Genomic DNA, 21,336 nt, shown 5'->3' with positions numbered 1-21,336 from the left:
ACGCATGAAAGAGAAACAAATCCTCATCATCGAAGACGACGATCTGCAATACGAGATTTACGAGGAGGCGCTGGCCAGACACAAACTGGTGCGCGCCCAGACTGGCAGTAAGGCGCTCGACCTCATCGCCAAAAATCCGCCGGACGTGGTGATTCTCGATCACGTGCTGGCCGAAGGTGAGCGCGGTTTGGATTTTTTGCCGCAGTTCAAGGAACTTCTGCCTTTCGTTCCCATCATCGTGGTTTCCGGTGCGCTGGAGGTGCACCAGCAGATTCATGCCTTGCAAGGGCCGCGGCGCGCTCATTATTGCATTACCAAGCCGGTGGATGTGCGCGAACTGAAACAAACCGTGGCCACCGCGCTCAAAGAATGCGGCGAAGCCGAAGTCGTTCGCCAGTTCGAGGCGTTGGAACGCTCCAAACGCATCGACGCCCAGGAATTATTCAGCCGTTCCACCGACCGGTTGAGCCGTCAGAATCAAATCCGTCAGTCGCTCGCCCGATCCAAGGAGCGTCCGAACATTTCCGCATTGGCCCGGGAATTTGCCGTGGCGCGCCGCACCATTATCCGCGATTTGCAGGAGTTGATTCGTCGCGGCCAGCTCAAGCCAGAAGTCTATCCGGAATGGGAAAATCCGGACGCGGAGGAGTGAACCCGGAGTTTTGAATCAAGACCGGATTGTGCGGCGGGGAAATCAATTCGCGGAAGCCTTTTCTCCCTTTCATTCCAAAACTGTTTGTGTCAGGTTGAATTCAATCAAGAGCAATTAGGAAACATTTCGGATTCAAACGCTGAAGGCCAAAGCTTATGACTAAATTCAGTCTGTTGACATTGATGGTCTCGCTTGCGCTCGCTCGGGGCACTCCAGTGCTTGCCTCTTCAGTTCTTCCGCTGACAACGGAGGAGCATATAAAGGCGTCTGCTGCAGTTTTTCGTGGAACGGTCGTGAATGTGTCTTCCTACCGGAATCCCGCAGATGGCCAGATTTATACGCGCACCGTCGTCCGGGTTGACGAGACGTTCAAGGGAAAGCTCCCACCCGCCGTCAAACTGGTTCATCGCGGCGGCACGGTGGACGATGAAGGTGAAACAATCAGTTCTGCGCCGCAATTCCAAGTGGGCGAGGAGCGCTTGCTGTTCGTGTCACGGCGGAGCGACGGAACTCTGTTCGCAACACAGGGCGGCACCAGCGCGATCAAGTTGCAACGCGCCAGTGCGAACGGTTCCATCACCAAGGACGGGACTGCCGACTTCATACCGCGGCATCGTTTCCTGCTGGCGGAAGTGCTCCGGTTGACGCAGGGCGATACGCTTGGAGGAAGTGACGTCACAGACCAGGCCGCGGACACATCGGCAGGCGCGCGCGTCAAACCTCAAGGTGGCGACTACATCCACATCGCGAGCGTCAGCGGGTTGATCGTCGATGGCAGCGGCGTGCCGGCACGATTCATCCAATGCGACCGAGGCGAACCGATCCACTATGTGATTGATGCGGATTCACTGCCTGCCGGCATCACTCAAACCCAGGCAGTCACAGCCGTGCAAAATGCCCTCGCGGCCTGGACGGCGGTGACGAGCCTCAAGTACAGCTTTGATGGCCTGCAAAGTTTCGGCGTGGCGGCGGCCAACCTGACGAACAAGGATGGGCGTTTGTATATCCAGCTTCATGACAATTACAATTTCATCAACAGTTCGAGCACGTTGGGGATTGGCGGTCAGAGCACTTCCGGGCCGTTGCTCGCCACAGCCGGTTGGGGCAGAGGCGGAAATGTGGACGGCGAAGAATTCCATCTGACGACCAAAGGATTTGTCGTATTGGAACGCACGAACACCGCCATGCAAACGCTCTCGACGTTCACGGAAGTGCTGTGCCATGAGATCGGCCACTCGCTGGGGATGGCGCATTCCAGCGAAGACCCGAATGAACCCACGGGCTCGCCGCTGTATGAGTCCATCATGTATTATCTGGCGCATGCCGACGGGCGCGGCGCAACATTGGGCAGCTACGATCCGCCTGTCATTCAACAGGCGCATCCGCAGGCCAATACGCCGCCTTACACCTACCCGCGAGTCTTGGACATCACCTCAGCCAGCACGACGCCGAGCGTCGAAGGCATTAACGAAGTCGAGCCACGTGGCTACGATTTGCAGACGACCAACCTGAGCCTAGCCACGACCAACGACACGGCGAGCAACGGCACCTTTGCCAGGGCGGGGAACCGCCTTCAATATACGCCGTCGGGGTTCTTCTCTGACTCCGGTCGTCTTGACCCAGCCGGCAGCAGTTATTGGGATCAAATAGATTTTCGCTACAGTGACGGAACGAACGCCTCCCCGTATGTATCTGTGCGCATTCTTTCTTTCAACGCGGACAGCCATCCGTTCCCAACCAGCGACGGCGTTCCAGACAACTGGATGAGTACCTATTTCGGCAACCCTGATCCAGCCGCCGGCGCCAATCGCGGCGCAAATCAGGACAACGACGGCGACCGATTGACCAATCTGCAGGAATACATCGCCGGCATGGACCCGACTTCCGGGAGTTCCGCCCAACGCATCACTTTGTTAAGTTCCAATTCACTCCAGTGGCAAGCCAAGCCGTACGAACTCTACGAATTGCAGGGCTCCACGAACCTGACGACCTGGACGCGCGTGCTCAATCCCATCCTGCCTACCACTTCCACGGGTACGGCCACGGGATTCTTCAACAGCGCTTTGCCCAGACAATACTTTCGGATTCAGAAAGTGCCCTGAGCATTCCTCCGGTGACACGGGTCAACGTCCCGTTCCAGCGCCGGTCTGAACCGGAATCAATCGGACAACTGATCGTAGTCGGGTGTCGGGTGCTCCCGCGCGTGCACTTTTTTCCGATGGCGGATGATGAAGCCCTTTGTCAGGCTGAACACCAGCAACGCCACTGGCGCACCCATGACCAGCGACCCCACCAACAGCGGTTTGCCAACGGTAAAAAACTTCGTCCAGCTTCGCCACGCATGGAAATCCCAGTGCGTTTGAGCCAGCGACGGCGGCCATTCGTGTGGGTCGCTCAAGATCCAGTAACCCACTTTGTATTCCCAGCGGTACAGCACCGGCATGAAGGGAATGGCGATGTCATGCAACGTCACCGCGATGACCGCCGCAAGAATGTTGCAGCGCATCAGCCAGGCAAAGAAAATGGACAGCAGCGTCTTGAGTCCAAACAACGGCGTGAAGCCAAAGAAAATCCCTATCGCCACCCCGCCCGCGATGGCATTCGGAGTATCGGCAATCGCCAGCAGTCTCAGTGAATGTCGTTGCAGCCAGCCGCGGACGTTCATGGATTGATTCAGTTCAGTTGTTGGTGTCCGTCACCCCAAACCCACGGGTCGCCTGCTTCGCACCGCCGACGGATGGTCGGCGATTGAAAGCGACGACTTGCGCGTACTGTACGCCATCGCCGCCGAAAATGTCGAGCGCCGACCCAATCGTCAGGTCAATTTTTCCGTGCCCGATTCGGGTCACCTCTTCGAGATCGGCCAGCGAGCGTGCGCCGCCGGCATAAGTGGTCGGCAGCGGCGAGCATTGCGCGAGTTTTTCGATCAGTTCCAGATCCATCCCTTTGCAGAGTCCTTCCACATCCGCCGCGTGAACCAGGAACTCCGAACAATGGTCGGCCAGCATTTTCAAAGTCTGGCGGCTGATGGTTAACTCCGTGAATTTTTGCCAGCGATCCGTGACAACGACATGCTCTTGACCGCGACGGCGGCAGCTCAGATCCAGCACCAACCGATTCCGCCCGACCGCTGCCACCAGTTTTTCGAGCCGCTCCCAATTCACACGTCCTGCCGAAAACACCCAGGAAGTCACAATGACATGCGAAGCCCCAGCCTCCAGCCAGGCGCGCGCGTTGTCGATGTTGATGCCGCCGCCAATCTGCAGGCCGCCGGGAAAGGTGGCCAACGCCGACCGGGCCACCGCTTCGTTGCCCGGTCCAAGCATAACCACGTGACCGCCTTTCAAACCATCGCGCCGGTAAAGCTCCGCAAACCAGGCCGCCGGACGCTCGGAGACAAAATTCGTGCGCAGGGTCTTCGGATCGTCGCTCAACGTGCCGCCGACGATTTGTTTTACCTTCCCCTCGTGGAGATCGATGCACGGTCTGAACATGGTGGAATTGTCGAGCGTCGCGCCGCGGGTGTCGAGTGCTATTCAAACCGGAACCGAATGGTGCGAGGCCACGCGGCCGCCGTCACTTTCTCAACCGAAAGAAACTGGGACCGCCGCTCGCATCCACCGTGACCAAATAATTTGTCCCGGCAACCTGGACCGCGTTGGTGACGCTCGTCCAGCTATCAGGTGACAAAAGATCCATGGTGGTCTGCAAAGTGAACCCCATTGAATTGGTTGGCCAGGAGAGGACCACGTTTGGCCCACCTTGAGCGATGTTTAAATCCGGACTGCACACATCCGGCGGCACGGCGGGGAAGTTGTAAACCGCCACGCCATAGGGCTGGTTTAACAACCCGCCGACGGAAGTAATGCCTGTTTGGATGCCGTTGGTGGAATCCACACTTACGATCTGCCGGTTGTCGAACTGCGCAGAAATCAGTTTGCCGCTCCCGGAGATGGCGATGCCTCTGGGGGATTTTAATTTGCCGCCGACGGAAATGTTCGTAACCGTGGTGCTCCCCGGGGTGACCCTTTGAATGATGTTCCCGGCATTGAGCACGTCGTTGCCAACAAAGATCGCACCCGAAGCATCAAGAATCAGGTGGTGCGGATGATTCAAACCGTTGCCGGAGAGAATGACCGTTTGCGTCCCGTTGGTCGGGTTGATTTGCAGAATCGAACTGGTGTTGTAATTGGCCACCACCAGATTGCCTGCCGCGTTGAACGCGATACCGAGCGGGCCAGACAAGGACCCACCGGAAGCCACGAGTGTCTGCGCGCCCGTGACGTGATCCACCTGCACCACCACACTATTGGCAAACGACGTGACAAACAAATCCCCGGACGGCCCCAGTACAATGCCGTAGGGCTGGTTCAACAACCCGCCGGAACTCAGCGGCGTGACCGAACCATTGCCGATGCACAGTTTGCTGACCGTGTTGTTGAGGCTGGTGATGTAAATAAACCCGTCGGAAGACGGTGCCACGTCGGTGGGTTGAGCCACCGCACCCCAATTTTGCAACGCGCCAGACTTGGGATCGACCTTGAGGATGTTGTTGCCGCCGAAATTCGCCACAAAGATGTCGCCCACTTTGAGAGTCAACGCCGGCGCATCCGCTGCCGCCAGAAACGCGAAAACCAGACAACAAATGAGTTTCGAGAGAGTCAGGTCACCTTTAAGTTTAGCCATAGAAATTGTCGGATCGAATCTTTGACGACACTTCCACCCACATTCATCACATAATCTGTCGTTCAGCCATTCCATCAAGCCGTGGTCGATGGCGGAAAGTCAATTCACATTTGAAGCTTGATCTGCGGCTGGATTAGTGAGGGCACCGTTTGCCCTGCCGAGGACATCCCTCGACTCTCGACAAACCGCCCCCTCCCCGCCTAAGCTGGCGACAAGGTTATTAGCGAATCGTCCATTGGTCATTGCCGGGCGCACGTTTCGCTCCCGATGGATTTTGGAGACAGGCCCGATATTCTTGATGCCAGTGGCACTGATCAGGTGCAGGTTTTTCTTTCACGTTGCGAATCTATCAAGACACCGTCATATTCCTAGTCATGAAGACGGCGACATTGAAGGAAGAACAGTTCATCACAAATGGAAATGGGAAACGCGTGGGTGTGCTTCTCGACTTGAAAACATACGAGCGCCTGCGCGAGGCCGAAGAAGAGTTGGCGGATGTTCGCGCCTACGATTCCGCGCGGCCGGCCGTGCAAGCGGAAGTCGAAGGCGGCCGTTTTGTGTCTTTGGCGAAATACCACGCCATCCGCACGCGAAAATCAAAATGAAATACGGCGTCATCCTGCCGAAATCGGTCCAGAAAGAATTAGACCACCTGCCGGATGACATCGAGAGCCGCGTCTTGGCGCGCTTGGACGCACTCGAATCCAATCCCCGCCCGCCCGACGTAAAAAAGCTCAAAGGCCGCAGCGCATGGAGAATCCGGGTCGGCGATTATCGCGTGATTTACGAAATCCATGATCGGGCTCAACAGATTTTGATCGTTACAGTGGGAAACCGGCGTGACGTGTATCGCTGAACCCAGCCGCCTTTTGCACTCCCGCTTGGCTCGACAAGACCCTGCCTTCCCAGCTAGACTGCCGGCGATGTTATTAGCGAATCGTCCATTGGTCATCGCCGGGCGCACATTTCACTCGCGGCTCATTCTGGGTACGGGCAAGTTTTCTTCCCCGGAAGCGATGCGCGACGCCCTCGCCGCCAGCGAGACGGAACTGGTGACGGTTGCGCTGCGTCGCGCCGATCTCACTGGCAAGAAAGACCCATTCGCCAACATCCTGGAATTCATCGACCCGGAGAAATATCTGTTGCTGCCGAATACCAGCGGCGCAATGAACGCTGAGGAAGCCGTCCGACTCGCCCGCCTCGCCGTCGCCGCCGGCTTGCCCAAATGGGTGAAGCTCGAAATCCATCCTGATCCGCGCTATCTGCTGCCCGATCCAGTGGAGACGTTCAAAGCCGCGGAAATTTTGGTGAAGGAAGGTTTTACTGTGCTTCCTTATATCAATGCCGATCCGGTCCTGGCGAAACGCTTGCAGGACGTCGGCGTCGCCACCGTAATGCCGCTCGGTTCGCCCATCGGGTCGAATCGTGGCATCCAGACGCGCGACCAGATTCGCCTCATCATCGAACAAGCCACGGTGCCCGTGGTCGTGGATGCCGGACTCGGCGCGCCGAGCCACGCGGCGGAAGCGATGGAGATGGGTGCAGATGCAGTCCTCGTGAATACCGCCATCGCCGTGTCGAGCGATCCCAATCGAATGGCCGTGGCGTTCAAGATGGCAGTGGAAGCCGGCCGCGCGGCGTATGAATCCGGCTTGGCGGTGCCACAGGAAGCCGCGAGTCCGACGAGTCCGCTAACCGCGTTCCTCAATCAAGTATGAACCACAAAACGATTTCCAGGCCGCGCGTTCACCGGTTGCTGGCGGCGGCGCGTAAAGCCCGCGTGCTCGTCATCGGCGACGTAATGCTGGACCATTTCATTTGGGGACAGGTCGGTCGGATTTCTCCGGAAGCCCCGGTGCCGGTCGTGGATTTGGAACGCGAAAGTTTCATGCCCGGTGGCGCTGCCAACGTGGCGCGCAATTTGACCGCCTTCGACATCCCCACGGAACTGTTCAGTGTGACGGGTCGGGACGGCGCAGCCAGGCAATTAAAACAATTGTTGCGTGAACAGAGAATCGGTTGCGACGGCTTGCTGCCGCATTCGTCGCGACAAACCAGCGTCAAGACCCGGATCGTGGCCCACAAGCAACAGATGGTGCGCGTTGACCGTGAAACCCGGACCGGATTGGACGCCGCGACGACCCGTCGACTTCTCGCCTCGCTGGAACCCAAAATTGCGTCGGCGGGTGCTGTCATTATCGGCGACTACGGGAAGGGAGTCGTCACTCAATCGTTGCTCGATGAGATCAAACAATTCTGCCGGCAGCATGGTGTCTGGTTGAGTCTCGATCCCAAGCCAGTGCATCAACTCAATCTCACCGGCCTTTCGTTGATTACGCCCAATCGGAAGGAGACGTTTGAACTGGCAAACCTGCCCGATGAAACCCGCGACACCAGTCCGCTGGCGGATGTCAATCTGTTGCGCGCGGTGGATCGATTGCTCAATAAATTGCGTCCGGCGTTGCTGCTCGTCACCCTTGGCGAGCAAGGTATGTTGCTCTGTCAGCGCGGACAAAAGCCTTTCCACATTCCCACTGTCGCGCAGGAAGTGTTCGACGTTTCGGGCGCAGGCGACACCGTGATTGCGACGTTCACGATGGCCACTGCCGCCGGCGCGTCACCGGTCGAGGCCGCCATCATTTCCAACCACGCCGCTGGCATCGTGGTCGGCAAAGTTGGCACGGCCACGGTGGCACCGGAGGAATTGTTGGCGAGTTTTCGTCACCGATGAACATGGTTTTCATCCGCGAATTGCACGAACTTGTTGAAGTTCAAGCTTTAGCCGTAATAATTCAGTAAAATGAAACGTTCGCCCTCACCCCGGCCCTCTCCCCCAAGGAGAGGGAGAGACTTTTTCAGCACTGGAAAATGTTCCTCGTCCAGTGACTTTTTCCCGCCTGGCGGCTGTGATTTCCCTCTCCTGGGGGAGAGGGTGAGGGCGGACAATGTTTCTGACTGCATAGACAGGGCTTCAGCTTGTCCGGCCGGCACGCTAAAGCGTGAACTCCAACGTTCGCCGATTCATTGACCGAGGTTTCAAAATGAATTCTTCCAAAATCACCGCCGACACCATTCGCGCCATGAAAGCGCGTGGCGAAAAAATCGCCGCGCTGACGGCCTACGATTTTCCGATGGCGAAGTTGCTTGATGAAGCGGGCATCCCTTTCATTCACGTCGGCGATACGCTGGGCATGGTCGTGCTCGGCTATCCCGACACCACGCACGTCACGATGCAAGAGATGGAGCATCACGTCCGCGCGGTGGCACGAGCACAACCCCGCGCGCTCGTCTGCGCAGACCTGCCCTTTCACAGCTATGACTCCGTTGACTCCGCCGTGGTCAACGCCAGAAAATTAATCGCCGCCGGCGCGGAGTCGGTCAAAGCCGAGGGTGGCCGTGTGATTCTCGATCAAGTCCGCGCGATCGTCGCGGCAGGCATTCCCTATTGCGGACATCTCGGCATGTTGCCGCAGCACGTGCTCGAAGAAGGCGGCAAATACCGCATCAAAGGCCGCGATGACGCAGGCCATGCAGAGCTGCTCAACGACGCCGTCGCGCTGGCTGAGGCGGGCGCATTTGCCCTGGTGCTCGAACTCGTCACTGCTCCCGTCGCCGGGGAGATTTCCCGACGCATCCCCATACCAACCATCGGTATTGGCTCCGGACCGGATTGCGACGGGCAGATTCTGGTCACGCAGGATTTGATCGGGACGTTTCCGTGGTTCACGCCCGGGTTCGTGAAACCCAGGCTCAACTCCGCCGAGCTGATGCGCGACGTGTTTGTCGAGTGGAAAAAATCGATTTAATGTTCGGCAATTCAACCAGTGAAAAAACTCACTCACATTGACGATCGAGGCGAAGCCCGGATGGTGGATGTCTCCGCCAAGCCGACGCAGTTGCGTGAAGCCGTGGCCTCCGGCGAAATCCGTCTGCACCGCGACACAATCCACTTGATTCAAAGGAACAAGATCGCCAAGGGAAACGTTTTTGCTGCCGCGCGATTGGCCGGCATTTTGGCTGCGAAGAAAACCGGCGAACTGATTCCGCTCTGTCATCCACTTCCCATCAACCATTGCGAGGTGAAGTTTGAGATTCCGAACAGTCAGGATCGCGTTCTCATCACCGCCTCGGCGAAAATCGCCGCCCAGACCGGCGTCGAAATGGAAGCGCTCACGGCAGTCAGTGTTGCAGCTCTGACCATTTACGATATGTGCAAAGCGGTGGACAAGAAGATGCGAATCACTGACATTAAGCTAGTTTCCAAGACGAAAAAGTGATGACGAGAAAAAAGCTCTTAGTTGCGTGCCTCTTCTTTGGTGTGCTCCTTCTTCTAGGGGCGCTAATCGCCCGTTACTCCACACCTGACGGAATATTTGATGAACCTAAAGTTGCGCACTTGTGGTTTTCTTATATGGAATTCGACAAGGGGCGTGTCTGGTTAGTGACACCTGACGTTCGAAATGAGATGGGCAGATACTACAAACACGAAGGCCGGTGGGTGTTTGAAAGTGGGTCTGGTTACAAATGCTATTTGGAGGCATCGCCAACAGAGCTTCGATTTGTCGAATTGGACCCCAAGGTAGAACCTCATGCACTAAAACGACTTTTCTTTCGCCCAAGTATTCCTAAAGAGAAGCACGGTAATTAGGATTCACTCGGATTTTCATTCATTTATGCAAATTCAAGTCGGAATCATCACGGTTTCGGATCGCGCGTCGAAAGGGCTCTACGACGACCTCGGCGGGCCAGCGCTGAAGAAGGCGGCGGAAGGTTACGGCTGGAAGGTCGCCGCCGAGTCGCTGGTGCCGGACGAGAAGAAGGACATCCAACGCGCCGTCCGCGAACAGATCACCAAGGGCTGCGAGTTGATTCTGACCACCGGCGGCACCGGCGTGGCGCTGCGCGATGTGACGCCGGAAGCCGTCCGCGAAATTGCTGTCCGTGAACTGCCCGGTTTCGGCGAAATCATGCGCATCGAATCCATGAAGATCACCAAGAACGCCATTCTGTCGCGCAATCTCGCCGTCGTCGTCGATAAGACGCTGGTGATCTGTCTGCCCGGCAAACCGAGCGGTGCCGTTGAATGCCTCGGCTTCGTCGTCGGCGCGATTCCGCATTGCGTCGAGGTTTTGCAGGAAGTACCGACAAGTTGCTAACGACCGGGAACATTCGTTGTCAAAGGAACTGAACGACGGAAAGCATGTTTAATTCGATTTGAGATGATAGCCAGCACAATCACAACTTTGCTGTCAAGAGGCGACCCCTCACCTTTGCGTGCCCATGTACCAAGACAGAAGCGATGCTATCACTTCGGAGAATGCTCTGCACCGCGCGGAGCGTTTGGGGTGCGCCGACTTGTCGGCGCTTTCAACAACGGTGACAAGTCACCGTACTACAAACGCTGTCGCGCAGGCCGGGCACCAGGTGAGGGAACAATTGAATCGCCTGAGAATCATTCACTCTCGGTAAAAACTCTCAACCTATGACTTTGGAATCATTGATAACCACCGCCAAGGAAAGCGGCGCGAGCGACCTCCATCTCGAAGCCGGCCTCCCTGCCGCGCTGCGCGTCCGCGGCGTGCTCCGGACCATCGGTGAACCGGTTGCCGCCGAAACCATCCTCGGCTTCGCGCGCGGCGTGATTGATCACGACCTATGGCCGCAGTTTCTGGAGCGCCGTTCGTTCGACCTCTCCAAAGTCATTCAAGGCGTGCGTTGCCGGATCAACATTCTTCAGAGTTCGCGCGGCGTCGGCTTCGCGATCCGGCTGCTCTCGACCTCCGAAGCCACACTGGAAACACAGAATCTCCATCCCGATTTCAAGAAGTTCATCGCCCATACCAACGGACTCATTCTGGTCAGCGGGCCGACCGGCAGCGGGAAAACCTCGACCTTGGCGGCATTGATCCAGGAAATAAATCTAGCCGAGCCGCGCCACATCGTGACCATCGAAAGTCCCATCGAGTATTCCTTCCGACCGCGCCGCGCGTACATCCGCCAGCGTGAAGTCGGACGCGACACGCCGAGTTTTGAACAGGCGCTCCTCGACGCGCTCCGCGAAGACCCGGACGTGCTGATGGTCGGCGAAATGCGCGAGCCGGAGACGATGCGGTTGACTTTGAACGCCGCCGAAACCGGCCATCTCGTTCTCGCCACCGTCCACTCCTCGAATTGCGCCGAGGCGCTGCAACGCATCGTTTCGGCATTCCCCTCGGAAATCCAGAGCAGCGTTGCGGCTGAACTCGCGGATTGTCTTGTTGCCGTCATCGCCCAACGGTTTCAGTTTCGCGCCGATCTGAACATTCGCGTGCCTGAATGTGAAGTGCTCGTCTCCACGCATCCCGTCAAAAACTTCGTGCGCAACCGCGAGTTCTTCAAAATCCCGTCTCTGCTCGAAACCGGCGCAGACCACGGCATGTGGACGTTCCAGCGCTATCAGACGTACCTGCAAAAACGGAAAAACTTTTACGTCCCACCGCAAAAGTCCGAATTGCCCGCAGAAGAACCCGCGACCGTTCCGCCAACTGCTTCTTCCAACTTGCCGCCGTTGTCCGCTACCAAGACAACTGAAATCAAAGGCGCGGAAAAGAAGACGAGTCCAACTCCCGCAGATTCTCGTGAGCGACGAATCGAGATCGAGCCGGTGGCCGAGTTCGGAAAAATTCTGAAAAAGCCGGAGCATTGACCGTGGGCACGAGAGTGATTGCCATGAAAGTGTTTCAGAAAGAAAAGCGAATTACCCCTCACCCGGCCTTCGCCCAGCCCCCTCCACTTCCGACGCAAGAAATTTCTCCCAAACATGGTTTCGCCCCTTGAGCCCTCGAAGCCAGAGAGCTTCGAACAGCGCGACAGCGTCTTGGACTGCGGCAGTCCTCTGCCGCTTTTGGGAGTGCGCCACCGGTGGGAAAGCGGCAGGGGACTGCCGCAGTCCAAAACCTTGCGGAACTTCTTATGTTCATGGAGAATTACGCGGTGATTTTTGGAACGCTCGTTCCCGGTATATTGCTGTTTGTGCTGGCTGCTTCCGGCTGCACGACCAACTCGAAGGCGAAAGCTCAAGCGCGCACCGCCTTCCTGCTTGGACAACAACAAGCGCTCGCCCAACAGCAACAGGGTCCGGTCGTAAACTTCGTGGGAATGGCCAGGAACCGGATTGTTCCGTGGTCCGAAGAAATGACCCTGACCAAAGCGTTGGTGGCGGCCGAATACCAGGGGTTTTCGGACCCGCGTGTGATCACCATCATTCGGAATGGCCAGCGATTTCAGGTCAACGTCAAGCAGTTGCTCAAAGGCAGAGAAGACCCGCCGTTGGAGCCAGGCGATACGATTGAGATTCAGCAGTGAGTCAATACATTTCGTCCGGCTGAGGGTTCAGTTATCGTGCAGATAGTTTGCCGCCTTTGTCGGTGACTGTGCGAGGCTCATGCTGTAATGAAGACTGCGCTGGACAGAAACTTACGTCCAGAATACGCTTCAACCGTGAAAGATGTTAGGCCGCAAATCCCGCAACTGATCTAAAGTAGGTCAACACCCTATGAACATCATGCTGAAGTTAGAGCGGGACCATTCGTTCCAAAATCAGATCCGCCGAAATTTCATTCTGAGAAAGGGAACTTCCTTGACAGGAGACTTGCGTCTTTTTGCTTCGACATGGCCATTTGGAGTATTCCATCACGAAGTTCAGGGGCGCTTGGGAATCGAGTTCACTTTTTCCTACGAAAGCAAGTTGTGGCTGTATCGTGGATTTGTAGGCTCTCATAGCCTCTGGCCTGCCGCCGGTAGCCGCGTCAGAACATCAACTGAGCCTGATCACTTCGTGGCTGGACCGCTAGTCGGCATGCGAGATGATCGCGAAGATTATTATTACATCCTTCCGGACGGCTCGGAGCGTCGGTTTCGCCTGAAATACATCGGGTTTGAGTGTTGGGTCTCCTGTCAGGAGGCGGCGTTGAACATCAAACTAAGACACTTTCTGCCGGGGGATGATCGCGTCGTAATTTGTTATTCCATACCAATCGAGGATGTCCTCTTCCGGAAGGAGGATAAACTGTCATACGATGCCGAGGGATTCTTGGAAGATGTACCCGATTCACGACCATTTGTCCGAGTTGAAGAATGTGCACATTGAGACGATGGCCTGATATAGAGATAGGCTGCAATTGTTCGCGCCTAGTCCACTGTCTCGCGTCTATCCAAACTTTCCTCGCCTCATCTGCTACAACGCGGCTAAAGTAGTCGTGCATGACCGAACCCGCGCCTCTCCAGCAGGTCAACCGCACCTACGTCTGTCAGCGCGGACGCACGCTGTCGTATTTCGGCGGCTGCGATTATTTCCGGCTTGGCAGTCATCCGGCAGTGCTGGCCGCGCTGCGCGGGGGATTGCAGCGCTACGGATTAAACGTGGCGGCCTCGCGCCTGACCACCGGCAACCATCGCCTTTACGAATTGCTGGAAGCGAAGCTCGCACAATTCTTCGGTGTTGAAAGCGCCCTGCTCGCCTCGAACGGTTATCTGCCCAACCTGATGGTCGCGCAAGCGCTGGCCGGAGAATTTTCTCATGCATTGATTGATGAACTGGCGCATGGCTCGCTGGTTGATGCCGCTCAGTTTCTCGATTGCCCCATCGTGAAATTCAAACATCGCGATGCAAACGATGTCGCGCGACACGTTCGTCGGCTAGGAAAGAACACCAAGCTGATCATGCTGACCGATGGAATGTTTTCTCACAACGGCAGCATCGCCCCGCTCAAATCCTATTTGGACACGCTCCCCGCCAACGCCGCCTTGCTGGTGGACGACGCGCACGGCGCGGGAGTTCTCGGCAAGAACGGACGCGGGACAGCGGAGCACGCGGGCATTGCCACAGACCGAATCATTCAAACAATCACGTTGAGCAAGGCATTTGGTGTTTACGGCGGCGCGGTGTTGGGAACGACTGCGCTAAGGAAGAAGATCGTCGCCCGTAGCCGTGTGGTTGTCGGCAACACTCCCCTGCCCTTGCCGCTCGCAAACGCGGCACTGGAATCATTGGAGATTCTCAGAACCGATCGAAGTTTGCTTCGGCGTCTTGCAACCAATACTCAGTATGTGAAATTGGCGCTGCGTAAAGTCGGGCTTCCAGTTGGGGAAACTCACAGTCCAATCGTCGCAATCATCCCGCGCCGCGCCGCCGATGGCGTCCGCCTCAAGAGGCAACTTCTAGCCCACAGAATTTTCCCGTCGTTCATTCGCTATCCGGGAGGACCGAAGAATGGCTACTTCCGCTTCACCATTTCCAGCGAGCACAGCCGGAAGCAACTGGATGATTTAGTCGAGGCACTAATGGTGTTTGTCGCTAGAAAGGTGTAATCAAGACTGACCGCAACTGCGCACAAACAGGAGCGCGGACAGCCTTGTCCGCGAAAACGCGAAGCCATCAACAAGACTCGCGGACAAGGCTGTCCGCGCTCCTGGCCGACCGCTACGAACACGACGGGCACGTTGACTGACTTTGACATCCCGCTCGCCAACGAATAAAAACCTCAGCCAATGAAATCACTTTATTCCTTCACCCGTTGCGGCACGGTAATCCTTTGGCTACTCTCTCAAAGCATTTCTTCCCGCGCAGCCGATGACTACCAGCCCGGCCCCGACTCGAAGGAACAACCCGGCGTGCCCAAGGGCGAGGTGACGAAATTCACGTTCGAGCACAGCAAAATCTTTCCTGGCGCGGTGCGGGATTACTGGATCTATGTACCGAAGCAATACGATCCCGCCACGCCGGCGTGCGTTTACGTGAATCAGGACGGCGTGCAATATAACGCGCCGGTCGTCTTCGACAATCTCATCCACAAAAAGGAAATGCCCGTGACCATCGGCGTCTTCATAATGCACGGGCGCGTGAAAGCACCGTCCACTAACGCGCTCGACCGCTTCAATCGCAGCTACGAATATGATGGCCTCGGCGACAATTACGCCCGCTTCGTGCTCGAAGAAGTCCTGCCGGAGGTCGAGAAGAAGACGACTTCCGATGGACGACCGATTCGTTTGTCAAAGAATGGCAACGACCGCGCCATTGGCGGTTCGAGCAGCGGCGCGATTTGCGCGTTCACCGCGGCGTGGGAGCGATCCGATGCGTTCAGTCGCGTTTTCAGCACCGTCGGCACGTTCGTCGGCCTGCGCGGTGGAAATAATTACCCGACGCTCATTCGCAAATTCGAGCCGAAGCCCATCCGTGTGTTTCTTCAAGACGGCAGCGCTGATCAAAACATCTATGCCGGTGACTGGTGGATGGCGAATCAAGAGATGGAACGCGCGCTCACGTTCGCCGGTTATGAAGTCAATCACGTCTGGGGCGACGGCGGTCACAACGGCAAACACGCCGCCGCCATTTTCCCCGACGCGGTGCGCTGGCTTTGGAAGGACTGGCCCACGCCGGTCAAAGCGGGCGCCGGCTCACCGCAACTCAAGGAAATCCTGTTGCCCGGCGAGAGTTGGCAACTGGTTGCTGAAGGTTACAAATTCACCGAAGGCCCGGCGGTCAACGCGAAAGGCGAAATTTTCTTCACGGACATTCCTAACAACCGCATCCACAAAATCAGTCTTGATGGCACGGTGTCGGTTTTTGCCGAGCAGACCCGTAGCGGGAGTGGCCAGGCATTCGGACCGGATGGTCGTCTCTACACAATCACGGGCGGCGAGGAAAAAGTTCTCGCATACGACGCCAGTGCCAAAGCGACGGTCATGGCGGAAGGATTTCGTGGCAATGACATCGTTGTGGCACGCAACGGCGACATTTACGCCACCAATCCCAACTGGACCGGCGCGAACACCAACACCAGCCGCGTCTGGCACATCAAGCCTGACGGCACAAAGAAGGAAGTGGACAGCGGCCTGCGCTTCTCGAACGGCCTCACACTCTCGCCCGACCAGACGCTGCTCTACGTCGCTGACAGTCGCTCGCACTGGGTTTACAGCTACCAAATCCAGTCCGACGGTTCACTCGCCCACAAGCAGCAATACTTTCATCTGCACGTGCCCGACACTGCCGACGACAGCGGCGCCGACGGCATGAAGGTGGACCGAGATGGTCGCCTCTACGTCGCCACGCGCATGGGCATCCAGGTTTGCGACCAGGCGGGCCGCGTGAACTGCATCATCCCGACACCGAACGGAAGAATCGCGAACCTCTGCTTCGGCGGCGAGAACTTCGACACGCTCTTCGCCACGTGCGGCGACAAAGTCTTCAAGCGGAAACTAAAAGTCAGAGGCGCGAACGCTTGGGATGTGCCAAACAAACCGGCGCCGCCAAGGCTCTAATTCCGTTAGTCGTCGCCGCGTCACAGGATGACCTGCGACAGAAGACCAGCGCGCTTCGCGACGTGCGCTTGCAAAATTCAATGCCGATCCGCCTCACGGCACCTGGGTCCGATGCATGAGGTAGGCGATGAGATCGCGCACCTGCGTCTCGTTCAAGGCTTCGAGCAAACCTTCGGGCATCAGGGAAAGCGAAGATTGCTGAACGCTTTGAACCCCGGCGCGCTCCAGTGTCAAGGTTTCGGTCAAAGTCTTCAGTGTGAGCGTGCGCTCGGTGTTTGCGGCGATCAGGCCATTGAGCGTGCGGCCATCCTTGAGATCGAGGACCGACATGCGGAAATCCGCGTTCACGACCGCGCTCGGATCAACGATGTTATCGAGCAGGTAATCCAGATTGTCGCGGCCCGAGCCGGTGAGGTCTGGACCGGTTTGTCCGCCGTGGCCGTAAAGCGTGTGGCACGCGGCGCACGCGGTATTGAACACCTGGCGGCCCGCGCTCTTGTCGGCAGCGGCGAGAGCGGCAGGCGTGAGTCTCGTTTTCAACTGCGCGATGAATTGCTTCTTATCGGCGGGGCTGTCGCGCAGTTCGCCCCAAACTTCAGCGAGTCGTTTGCTGAGCGTTGCGTCATTGAAGCTGCGCACCTGCCGGGCGTGAAACGGCGTCATGTCCGCGCGCGGAATTCGCCGGGCGGCCATTTCTTCGAGCAACGGCCGCGCGAACGACGGGCGGGAAACCAGCGTGTCCATGACCGCCCCGCGTTCCGAGGGATGAAACTCCTGGTAACTCTCGGCCAGCTTTTCGCCGATCACCGGATCGTCAAAGAGGGCCAAACCGCGAACCGCGGTCGAGTTGAGAAACCTCACCTTCAACAATTCCTCGCAGATGGCTCGCAAGTCGGCGGGCTTGTTCTCAATCAGCGTCTGCAACGCTGAACGGCGGAAAGCGAGGTCGGCTTTGCGATCCAGCGCGACGCGCTTGACTTCGTCCAACGCGCGGCCATCGCCAAAGAGAACACTGAGATCCCGGGTTTGATTGCGCAGGCGAGTGTTTGGCGGCTCGGCCAATTCCCTTTGCAACGCCTCCCACGACGCCGGTTTCCGCGCCTTGCTCCAACCGCGCAACGCTTCAGACAAGCCGGCCAGGATGTCGGTTTGAAATTGCTCCGGTTTGCTTGCGGTCAACTTCAACAAGTCGTTCAGCGGCGCGGGATTTTTCTCAATGTCCTCGCCGAGCCGGCGGGCGATATATTTTAACGTCAGCGGTAACTGGCAATCCGCAGCCAGAGCAGCTAGCGTAGCCGGCGCGGCGTCGCCGACGGGAATCAGGCCATACCAAATCATCAATGGCAGATTGTGATCATTCGCATCTTCGACGTGAGCGAGCAACGGCGCGGCAAGTTCAGCGCGCTGCGCCACGGGCAGGCGTTGCAGCACGGTGGCCAAAGCGAGACGGATCAGGGCAGATGAATCGGTTTTCGCGAGGCGAGTAAACTCCTTCAAAGTCTGGCCGACCGGCAGGTCGGCCCTACCGACTGCGCGCGTGGACATCACGGTGTCCAGCGGCCAGAAGTCTGTGAGCAGGCGGATGGCCCAGGTGCGAACGTGCTCGTCCGGATGACGCAGTTGGGCACGGAGAAAATCTTCATCCGCCGCGCCGATGGTGTAAAGCGCCCACATCGCGCGGAGTTGCATCACCGAATTCGTCTGACGCGCGAACATTTCGCGAAGTTGCATCTTGGCGGTTTCGAATTCGCGACCAGCAGTTGCGCGTTCGGCGAGTTGCAAGCACGCCTGACGGACGAACCATTCATTCGGATGCAACTGCAACTTCACCAACTCGCTCACACTCAGCTTCGTGAGGTCTGTGACCGGTGACGGCTTCGGATCGCCGTAAGTAATCTTGTAGATGCGGCCCGACGTGCGATGGACGCCGTCGGCTTCGTGACATTCGCCGGTGTCGCTCCAGTCGAGCACGAACACGCCGCCGTCAGGACCGTAGCCCAGTTCCAGCCCGCGAAACCAGCCGTCGCCGAAAAAGAAACAGTCGTCGCCGTGCTTGCCCACGTAGCCGGAGCCGGAGCGTTCGAGAATTTCCTGATTCACGCGGTGACCGTGCAAATTCAGCGTGAAGAGATGACCGCGATATTCAGCGGGCCAGTTGTCGCCGAGATAAATCATCGCCCCGACGTGCGCGTGGCCGCCACCGAGAGAATCCGACGAACCATCGCGCGATCTCGACCAGCCTTTTGCCGTGTCGAAGTGCCAATGGTCGGCGTGCATGTCCATCAACTCGTAAGTGTGCGGGTTGGGATCAATCGTGTGCCCGACGAGATAATGCGTGCCGGGAATGACGTGCCAGAGATGGCCGTTGACCGTATTGATGCAGAAGGCTTCGCCATAGGCGTCCCAATCGTGGCCCCAGGAATTCATCGGACCGGAAGTGAGCACCTCCACAACTTTTCGCTTCGGATGATAGCGCCAGATCGCTCCCGGGACCGGCAACCGCGCGCTGTCCGGCGTGCCGGGGACGCCGATTTTGCCGGGCGCTGACGCGCCACAGCGCCCATAGAGCCAGCCATCCGGCCCCCAATGCAGGCCGTTAGCAAAGTTATGATAATTGTTCGCGGGCACGGTGAAACCGTCCAACACGACTTCGGCCGGGCCGTCCGGAACTCCGTCGCCATCCTTGTCGGGGATGAACAACAACTGCGGCGGGCACATTGCCCACACGCCGCCGTGACCGACTTCGACGCTGGTGAGCATTTGCGCCTCGTCCGTGAAAACTTTGCGTGAATCGAAATGCCCATCGCCGTTTTTGTCCTCAAAGATGAGGATGCGGTCGCGCAAGTGCAGATCGAACCTCTTGGCGCGCTCGGCGTAGGTGTAATTCTCCGCGATCCACAACCGGCCCCGCGCATCCCAGGCCATGGCGATGGGATTTTGCACATCCGGCTCGGCGGCAAACACGGTGGCCTTGAAACCGGGCGGGAGTTTTAGTTTCGCCAACGATTCCTTTGGCGAAGGCGGCGCAGCGTTTGTGTCCGGCTCACTGTTGTAAACGGCGGGAAAATCTGCGGCGCATGCAGCGGCGGCAGCGAACGTTGCGGCCAGCATTGACGTGGCGAACCAGCGCGACGAAGTATTCATGCGATGGCGAATCATCACCAGAACAGAGGGAAATGGCAACTTCGCGAATGAGCGGGCACTAGGACGGATAAATTGTTGCTTGCCGGGCGAGCCACACTGGAAAGGCTTTGCGGGAGATACTTTGACTTATTCTTTCAAGCTATTCAGGTTCTCATCCTGTGGCACCTTTGCCAAAGTCCGGAAGCGAATAATAAGTAGGCAAACGATTAGTGCGAGCGTACTGAGCCTCAATCCTCATAGATTTAAAAAGAGGCTGAAACGGGGCCTTCAACGCGTAGAGTTCCGGTTGATAGTAATACGTAAGCATGACAAGCAAACCGCTGGCTGATTCGAGGACATTTCCAAGATTGGCCTCGCGATAGTACGTGTTCCGCTGATGCTTAACCTTGTTGTAGTTTCCCCACCACGGTGGATTTGTCCCTGAACTCCAAGTCGACCATGGTTGGAAATCCAACTCGTGCGCTGGCATCTCTATCTTGAGAACTGAGAAATTGCGATAGCGGCCTGCAATCAAAGACCTGTATTCATCCATGTTGGCTGGAGACTTAGCGGGATCAATTCGCGCACAAAGAAGCTTGGCGACCACGTCGATCTCGGAACAGACGGAGAGATACAGCCGAGCAAGCAGAACCGAATGGGTCGAGAAATTGTTCCGGTCGAACTCGATTATGCGCGAGAGCGAATGCAGATCATCGTCCAACGACTCAAAAAACTGCCAATGAGGATAACGCATAGAACCGAACGCCATATCAACGACCGAGCCTCTTAGGCGAACAATTTTCGTCTCGCATAATATCTCAAAATCCAAGGAATGGGTACGGGCAACAAAGAGCCAACGAAAAACACTGTCAATGCCAGAGCCGCCTCTTTGGTGCTAACGCAAAGCGTAAGAACCGACAGCATCCAACCGACTACGAAGAAAGCGTAGCCATAAATATAAAGCACCTGCTTCCGATTTGGTGCTGTCTTCTCATAGATTGCGTAACTCTCGGCTGACCCAACGCCTATGGGAAAGCGACGCTCTGCTGGCCCCTGATATCGAACACGAAGGCTGCGAAATGGAAAAAGGGGGAAGTAAAGAAATGACACCCACTCTGTCGTCAAAAAGGAGCCATCAGTGCGAAAGTCTCGCTTTCCGTAAAACGTCGTCCCGATTCCGTTGATTGTGAATGCCATAGGCTCGCACTTGCGCCTAACAATTCATTTAGATCGAAAGATTTCCCTGCGATTGACTTTTGGAAACCAAACCTGGAAATGCCTTTCCTGGGTCATAACATTTGAAGGTTACGGCGCGGGAACCCCGGGTCAAGGCTTTGTTCTTTTTTGTAAACCGGGGTGTGCTTGGCGTGTTGCGGCCAGTTCTTGATTGCGTATAAAAAAGCAGCCTCCGTTGCCGAAGGCTGATATGGGGATGTTTGTCGTGGTGCGAGCAAAGTTGGAGAGGGCTGTGCGAGCAAAGCTGGAATGATGAGGGCGCCGCTGCTGTTTTACTTGAGGGGTGCGTTGCTGAGGCGCAAAGTGTCCTCGCTTCAGCGGAGGATAGGGCTCTGCGGGGA

At 57.1% G+C, this 21,336-nt stretch carries 19 protein-coding genes; 14 read left to right on the top strand and 5 right to left on the bottom strand.

Annotated elements, in window-relative coordinates; translation table 11 throughout:
• The first annotated feature begins 4 nt into the window (after positions 1-4).
• Both HY298_16105 and HY298_16100 read left to right on the top strand, forming a co-directional pair.
• A complete protein-coding gene (locus HY298_16105) occupies positions 5-652 on the top strand; it encodes a response regulator (GenBank protein ID MBI3851778.1) in 648 nt (215 codons plus the stop codon).
• A gap of 155 nt (positions 653-807) precedes the next feature.
• The gene (locus tag HY298_16100; protein MBI3851777.1) at positions 808-2,754 is read left to right on the top strand and encodes a hypothetical protein; all 1,947 of its coding nucleotides are present in this window, start codon (positions 808-810) and stop codon (positions 2,752-2,754) included.
• A 56-nt stretch (positions 2,755-2,810) separates the two neighbouring features.
• On the opposite strand, the gene HY298_16095 is transcribed toward HY298_16100, so the two are convergent.
• The 3 genes from HY298_16095 to HY298_16085 form a co-directional block, all read right to left on the bottom strand.
• Positions 2,811-3,317: a DUF2062 domain-containing protein gene (locus HY298_16095; GenBank protein MBI3851776.1), complete on the bottom strand. Its 507-nt coding sequence runs from the start codon at positions 3,315-3,317 to the stop codon at positions 2,811-2,813.
• Positions 3,318-3,330: 13 nt separating this feature from the next.
• Positions 3,331-4,146 carry a phosphoribosylformimino-5-aminoimidazole carboxamide ribotide isomerase gene (gene hisA / locus HY298_16090; protein ID MBI3851775.1) on the bottom strand — a complete coding sequence of 272 codons (816 nt, stop codon included), beginning with the start codon at positions 4,144-4,146 and terminating at the stop codon, positions 3,331-3,333.
• 82 nt (positions 4,147-4,228) lie between these two features.
• Positions 4,229-5,338: an NHL repeat-containing protein gene (locus HY298_16085; protein MBI3851774.1), complete on the bottom strand. Its 1,110-nt coding sequence runs from the start codon at positions 5,336-5,338 to the stop codon at positions 4,229-4,231.
• 374 nt (positions 5,339-5,712) lie between these two features.
• On the opposite strand from HY298_16085, the gene HY298_16080 reads away from it, so the two are divergent.
• The 12 genes from HY298_16080 (at position 5,713) to HY298_16025 (ending at position 16,636) form a co-directional block, all read left to right on the top strand.
• Complete coding sequence (locus HY298_16080; protein MBI3851773.1) at positions 5,713-5,943, top strand: hypothetical protein; 231 nt, start codon at positions 5,713-5,715, stop codon at positions 5,941-5,943.
• Positions 5,940-6,194 carry a type II toxin-antitoxin system RelE/ParE family toxin gene (locus HY298_16075; protein MBI3851772.1) on the top strand — a complete coding sequence of 85 codons (255 nt, stop codon included), beginning with the start codon at positions 5,940-5,942 and terminating at the stop codon, positions 6,192-6,194. The genes HY298_16080 and HY298_16075 overlap by 4 nt, the downstream gene beginning before the upstream one ends.
• A gap of 67 nt (positions 6,195-6,261) precedes the next feature.
• Positions 6,262-7,056: a thiazole synthase gene (locus HY298_16070; protein MBI3851771.1), complete on the top strand. Its 795-nt coding sequence runs from the start codon at positions 6,262-6,264 to the stop codon at positions 7,054-7,056.
• On the top strand, positions 7,053-8,069 hold the full coding sequence (gene rfaE1 / locus HY298_16065; protein ID MBI3851770.1) for a D-glycero-beta-D-manno-heptose-7-phosphate kinase: 1,017 nt from the start codon (positions 7,053-7,055) through the stop codon (positions 8,067-8,069). Before HY298_16070 ends, rfaE1 begins: the two co-directional genes overlap by 4 nt.
• Positions 8,070-8,379: 310 nt before the next feature.
• Positions 8,380-9,144 (top strand): 3-methyl-2-oxobutanoate hydroxymethyltransferase, encoded by a 765-nt coding sequence (gene panB / locus HY298_16060; protein MBI3851769.1) that lies wholly within the window; start codon positions 8,380-8,382, stop codon positions 9,142-9,144.
• Positions 9,145-9,162: 18 nt separating this feature from the next.
• Positions 9,163-9,615, top strand: a complete 453-nt coding sequence (gene moaC, locus HY298_16055; GenBank protein ID MBI3851768.1) for a cyclic pyranopterin monophosphate synthase MoaC — start codon at positions 9,163-9,165, stop codon at positions 9,613-9,615.
• A 396-nt stretch (positions 9,616-10,011) separates the two neighbouring features.
• On the top strand, positions 10,012-10,494 hold the full coding sequence (locus tag HY298_16050; GenBank protein MBI3851767.1) for a MogA/MoaB family molybdenum cofactor biosynthesis protein: 483 nt from the start codon (positions 10,012-10,014) through the stop codon (positions 10,492-10,494).
• Between the two features lie 326 nt (positions 10,495-10,820).
• Positions 10,821-12,023 (top strand): PilT/PilU family type 4a pilus ATPase, encoded by a 1,203-nt coding sequence (locus HY298_16045; GenBank protein ID MBI3851766.1) that lies wholly within the window; start codon positions 10,821-10,823, stop codon positions 12,021-12,023.
• Between the two features lie 266 nt (positions 12,024-12,289).
• Positions 12,290-12,682 (top strand): hypothetical protein, encoded by a 393-nt coding sequence (locus HY298_16040; GenBank protein ID MBI3851765.1) that lies wholly within the window; start codon positions 12,290-12,292, stop codon positions 12,680-12,682.
• Positions 12,683-12,872: 190 nt separating this feature from the next.
• Positions 12,873-13,466 carry a hypothetical protein gene (locus HY298_16035; protein MBI3851764.1) on the top strand — a complete coding sequence of 198 codons (594 nt, stop codon included), beginning with the start codon at positions 12,873-12,875 and terminating at the stop codon, positions 13,464-13,466.
• A 113-nt stretch (positions 13,467-13,579) separates the two neighbouring features.
• Positions 13,580-14,686, top strand: coding sequence for an aminotransferase class I/II-fold pyridoxal phosphate-dependent enzyme (locus tag HY298_16030; protein MBI3851763.1), 1,107 nt, complete (start codon positions 13,580-13,582; stop codon positions 14,684-14,686).
• Positions 14,687-14,866: 180 nt separating this feature from the next.
• The gene (locus tag HY298_16025) at positions 14,867-16,636 is read left to right on the top strand and encodes an SMP-30/gluconolactonase/LRE family protein (protein MBI3851762.1); all 1,770 of its coding nucleotides are present in this window, start codon (positions 14,867-14,869) and stop codon (positions 16,634-16,636) included.
• 93 nt (positions 16,637-16,729) lie between these two features.
• Here the strand turns inward: HY298_16025 and HY298_16020 are convergent, their stop codons facing one another.
• Together HY298_16020 and HY298_16015 are read right to left on the bottom strand one after the other, a co-directional pair.
• Entirely contained in the window at positions 16,730-19,780 is a 3,051-nt protein-coding gene (locus HY298_16020) for a c-type cytochrome (protein ID MBI3851761.1), read from the bottom strand.
• A gap of 151 nt (positions 19,781-19,931) precedes the next feature.
• On the bottom strand, positions 19,932-20,513 hold the full coding sequence (locus HY298_16015; GenBank protein ID MBI3851760.1) for a hypothetical protein: 582 nt from the start codon (positions 20,511-20,513) through the stop codon (positions 19,932-19,934).
• Positions 20,514-21,336 lie beyond the last annotated feature (823 nt).

The sequence above is a fragment of the Verrucomicrobiota bacterium genome (genome assembly GCA_016200005.1).
In the GTDB taxonomy this organism is placed as follows: domain Bacteria; phylum Verrucomicrobiota; class Verrucomicrobiia; order Limisphaerales; family PALSA-1396; genus PALSA-1396.
The sequence above is the reverse complement of the archived record's forward strand: the minus strand, read 5'-3'. Positions and strand labels throughout refer to the sequence as shown.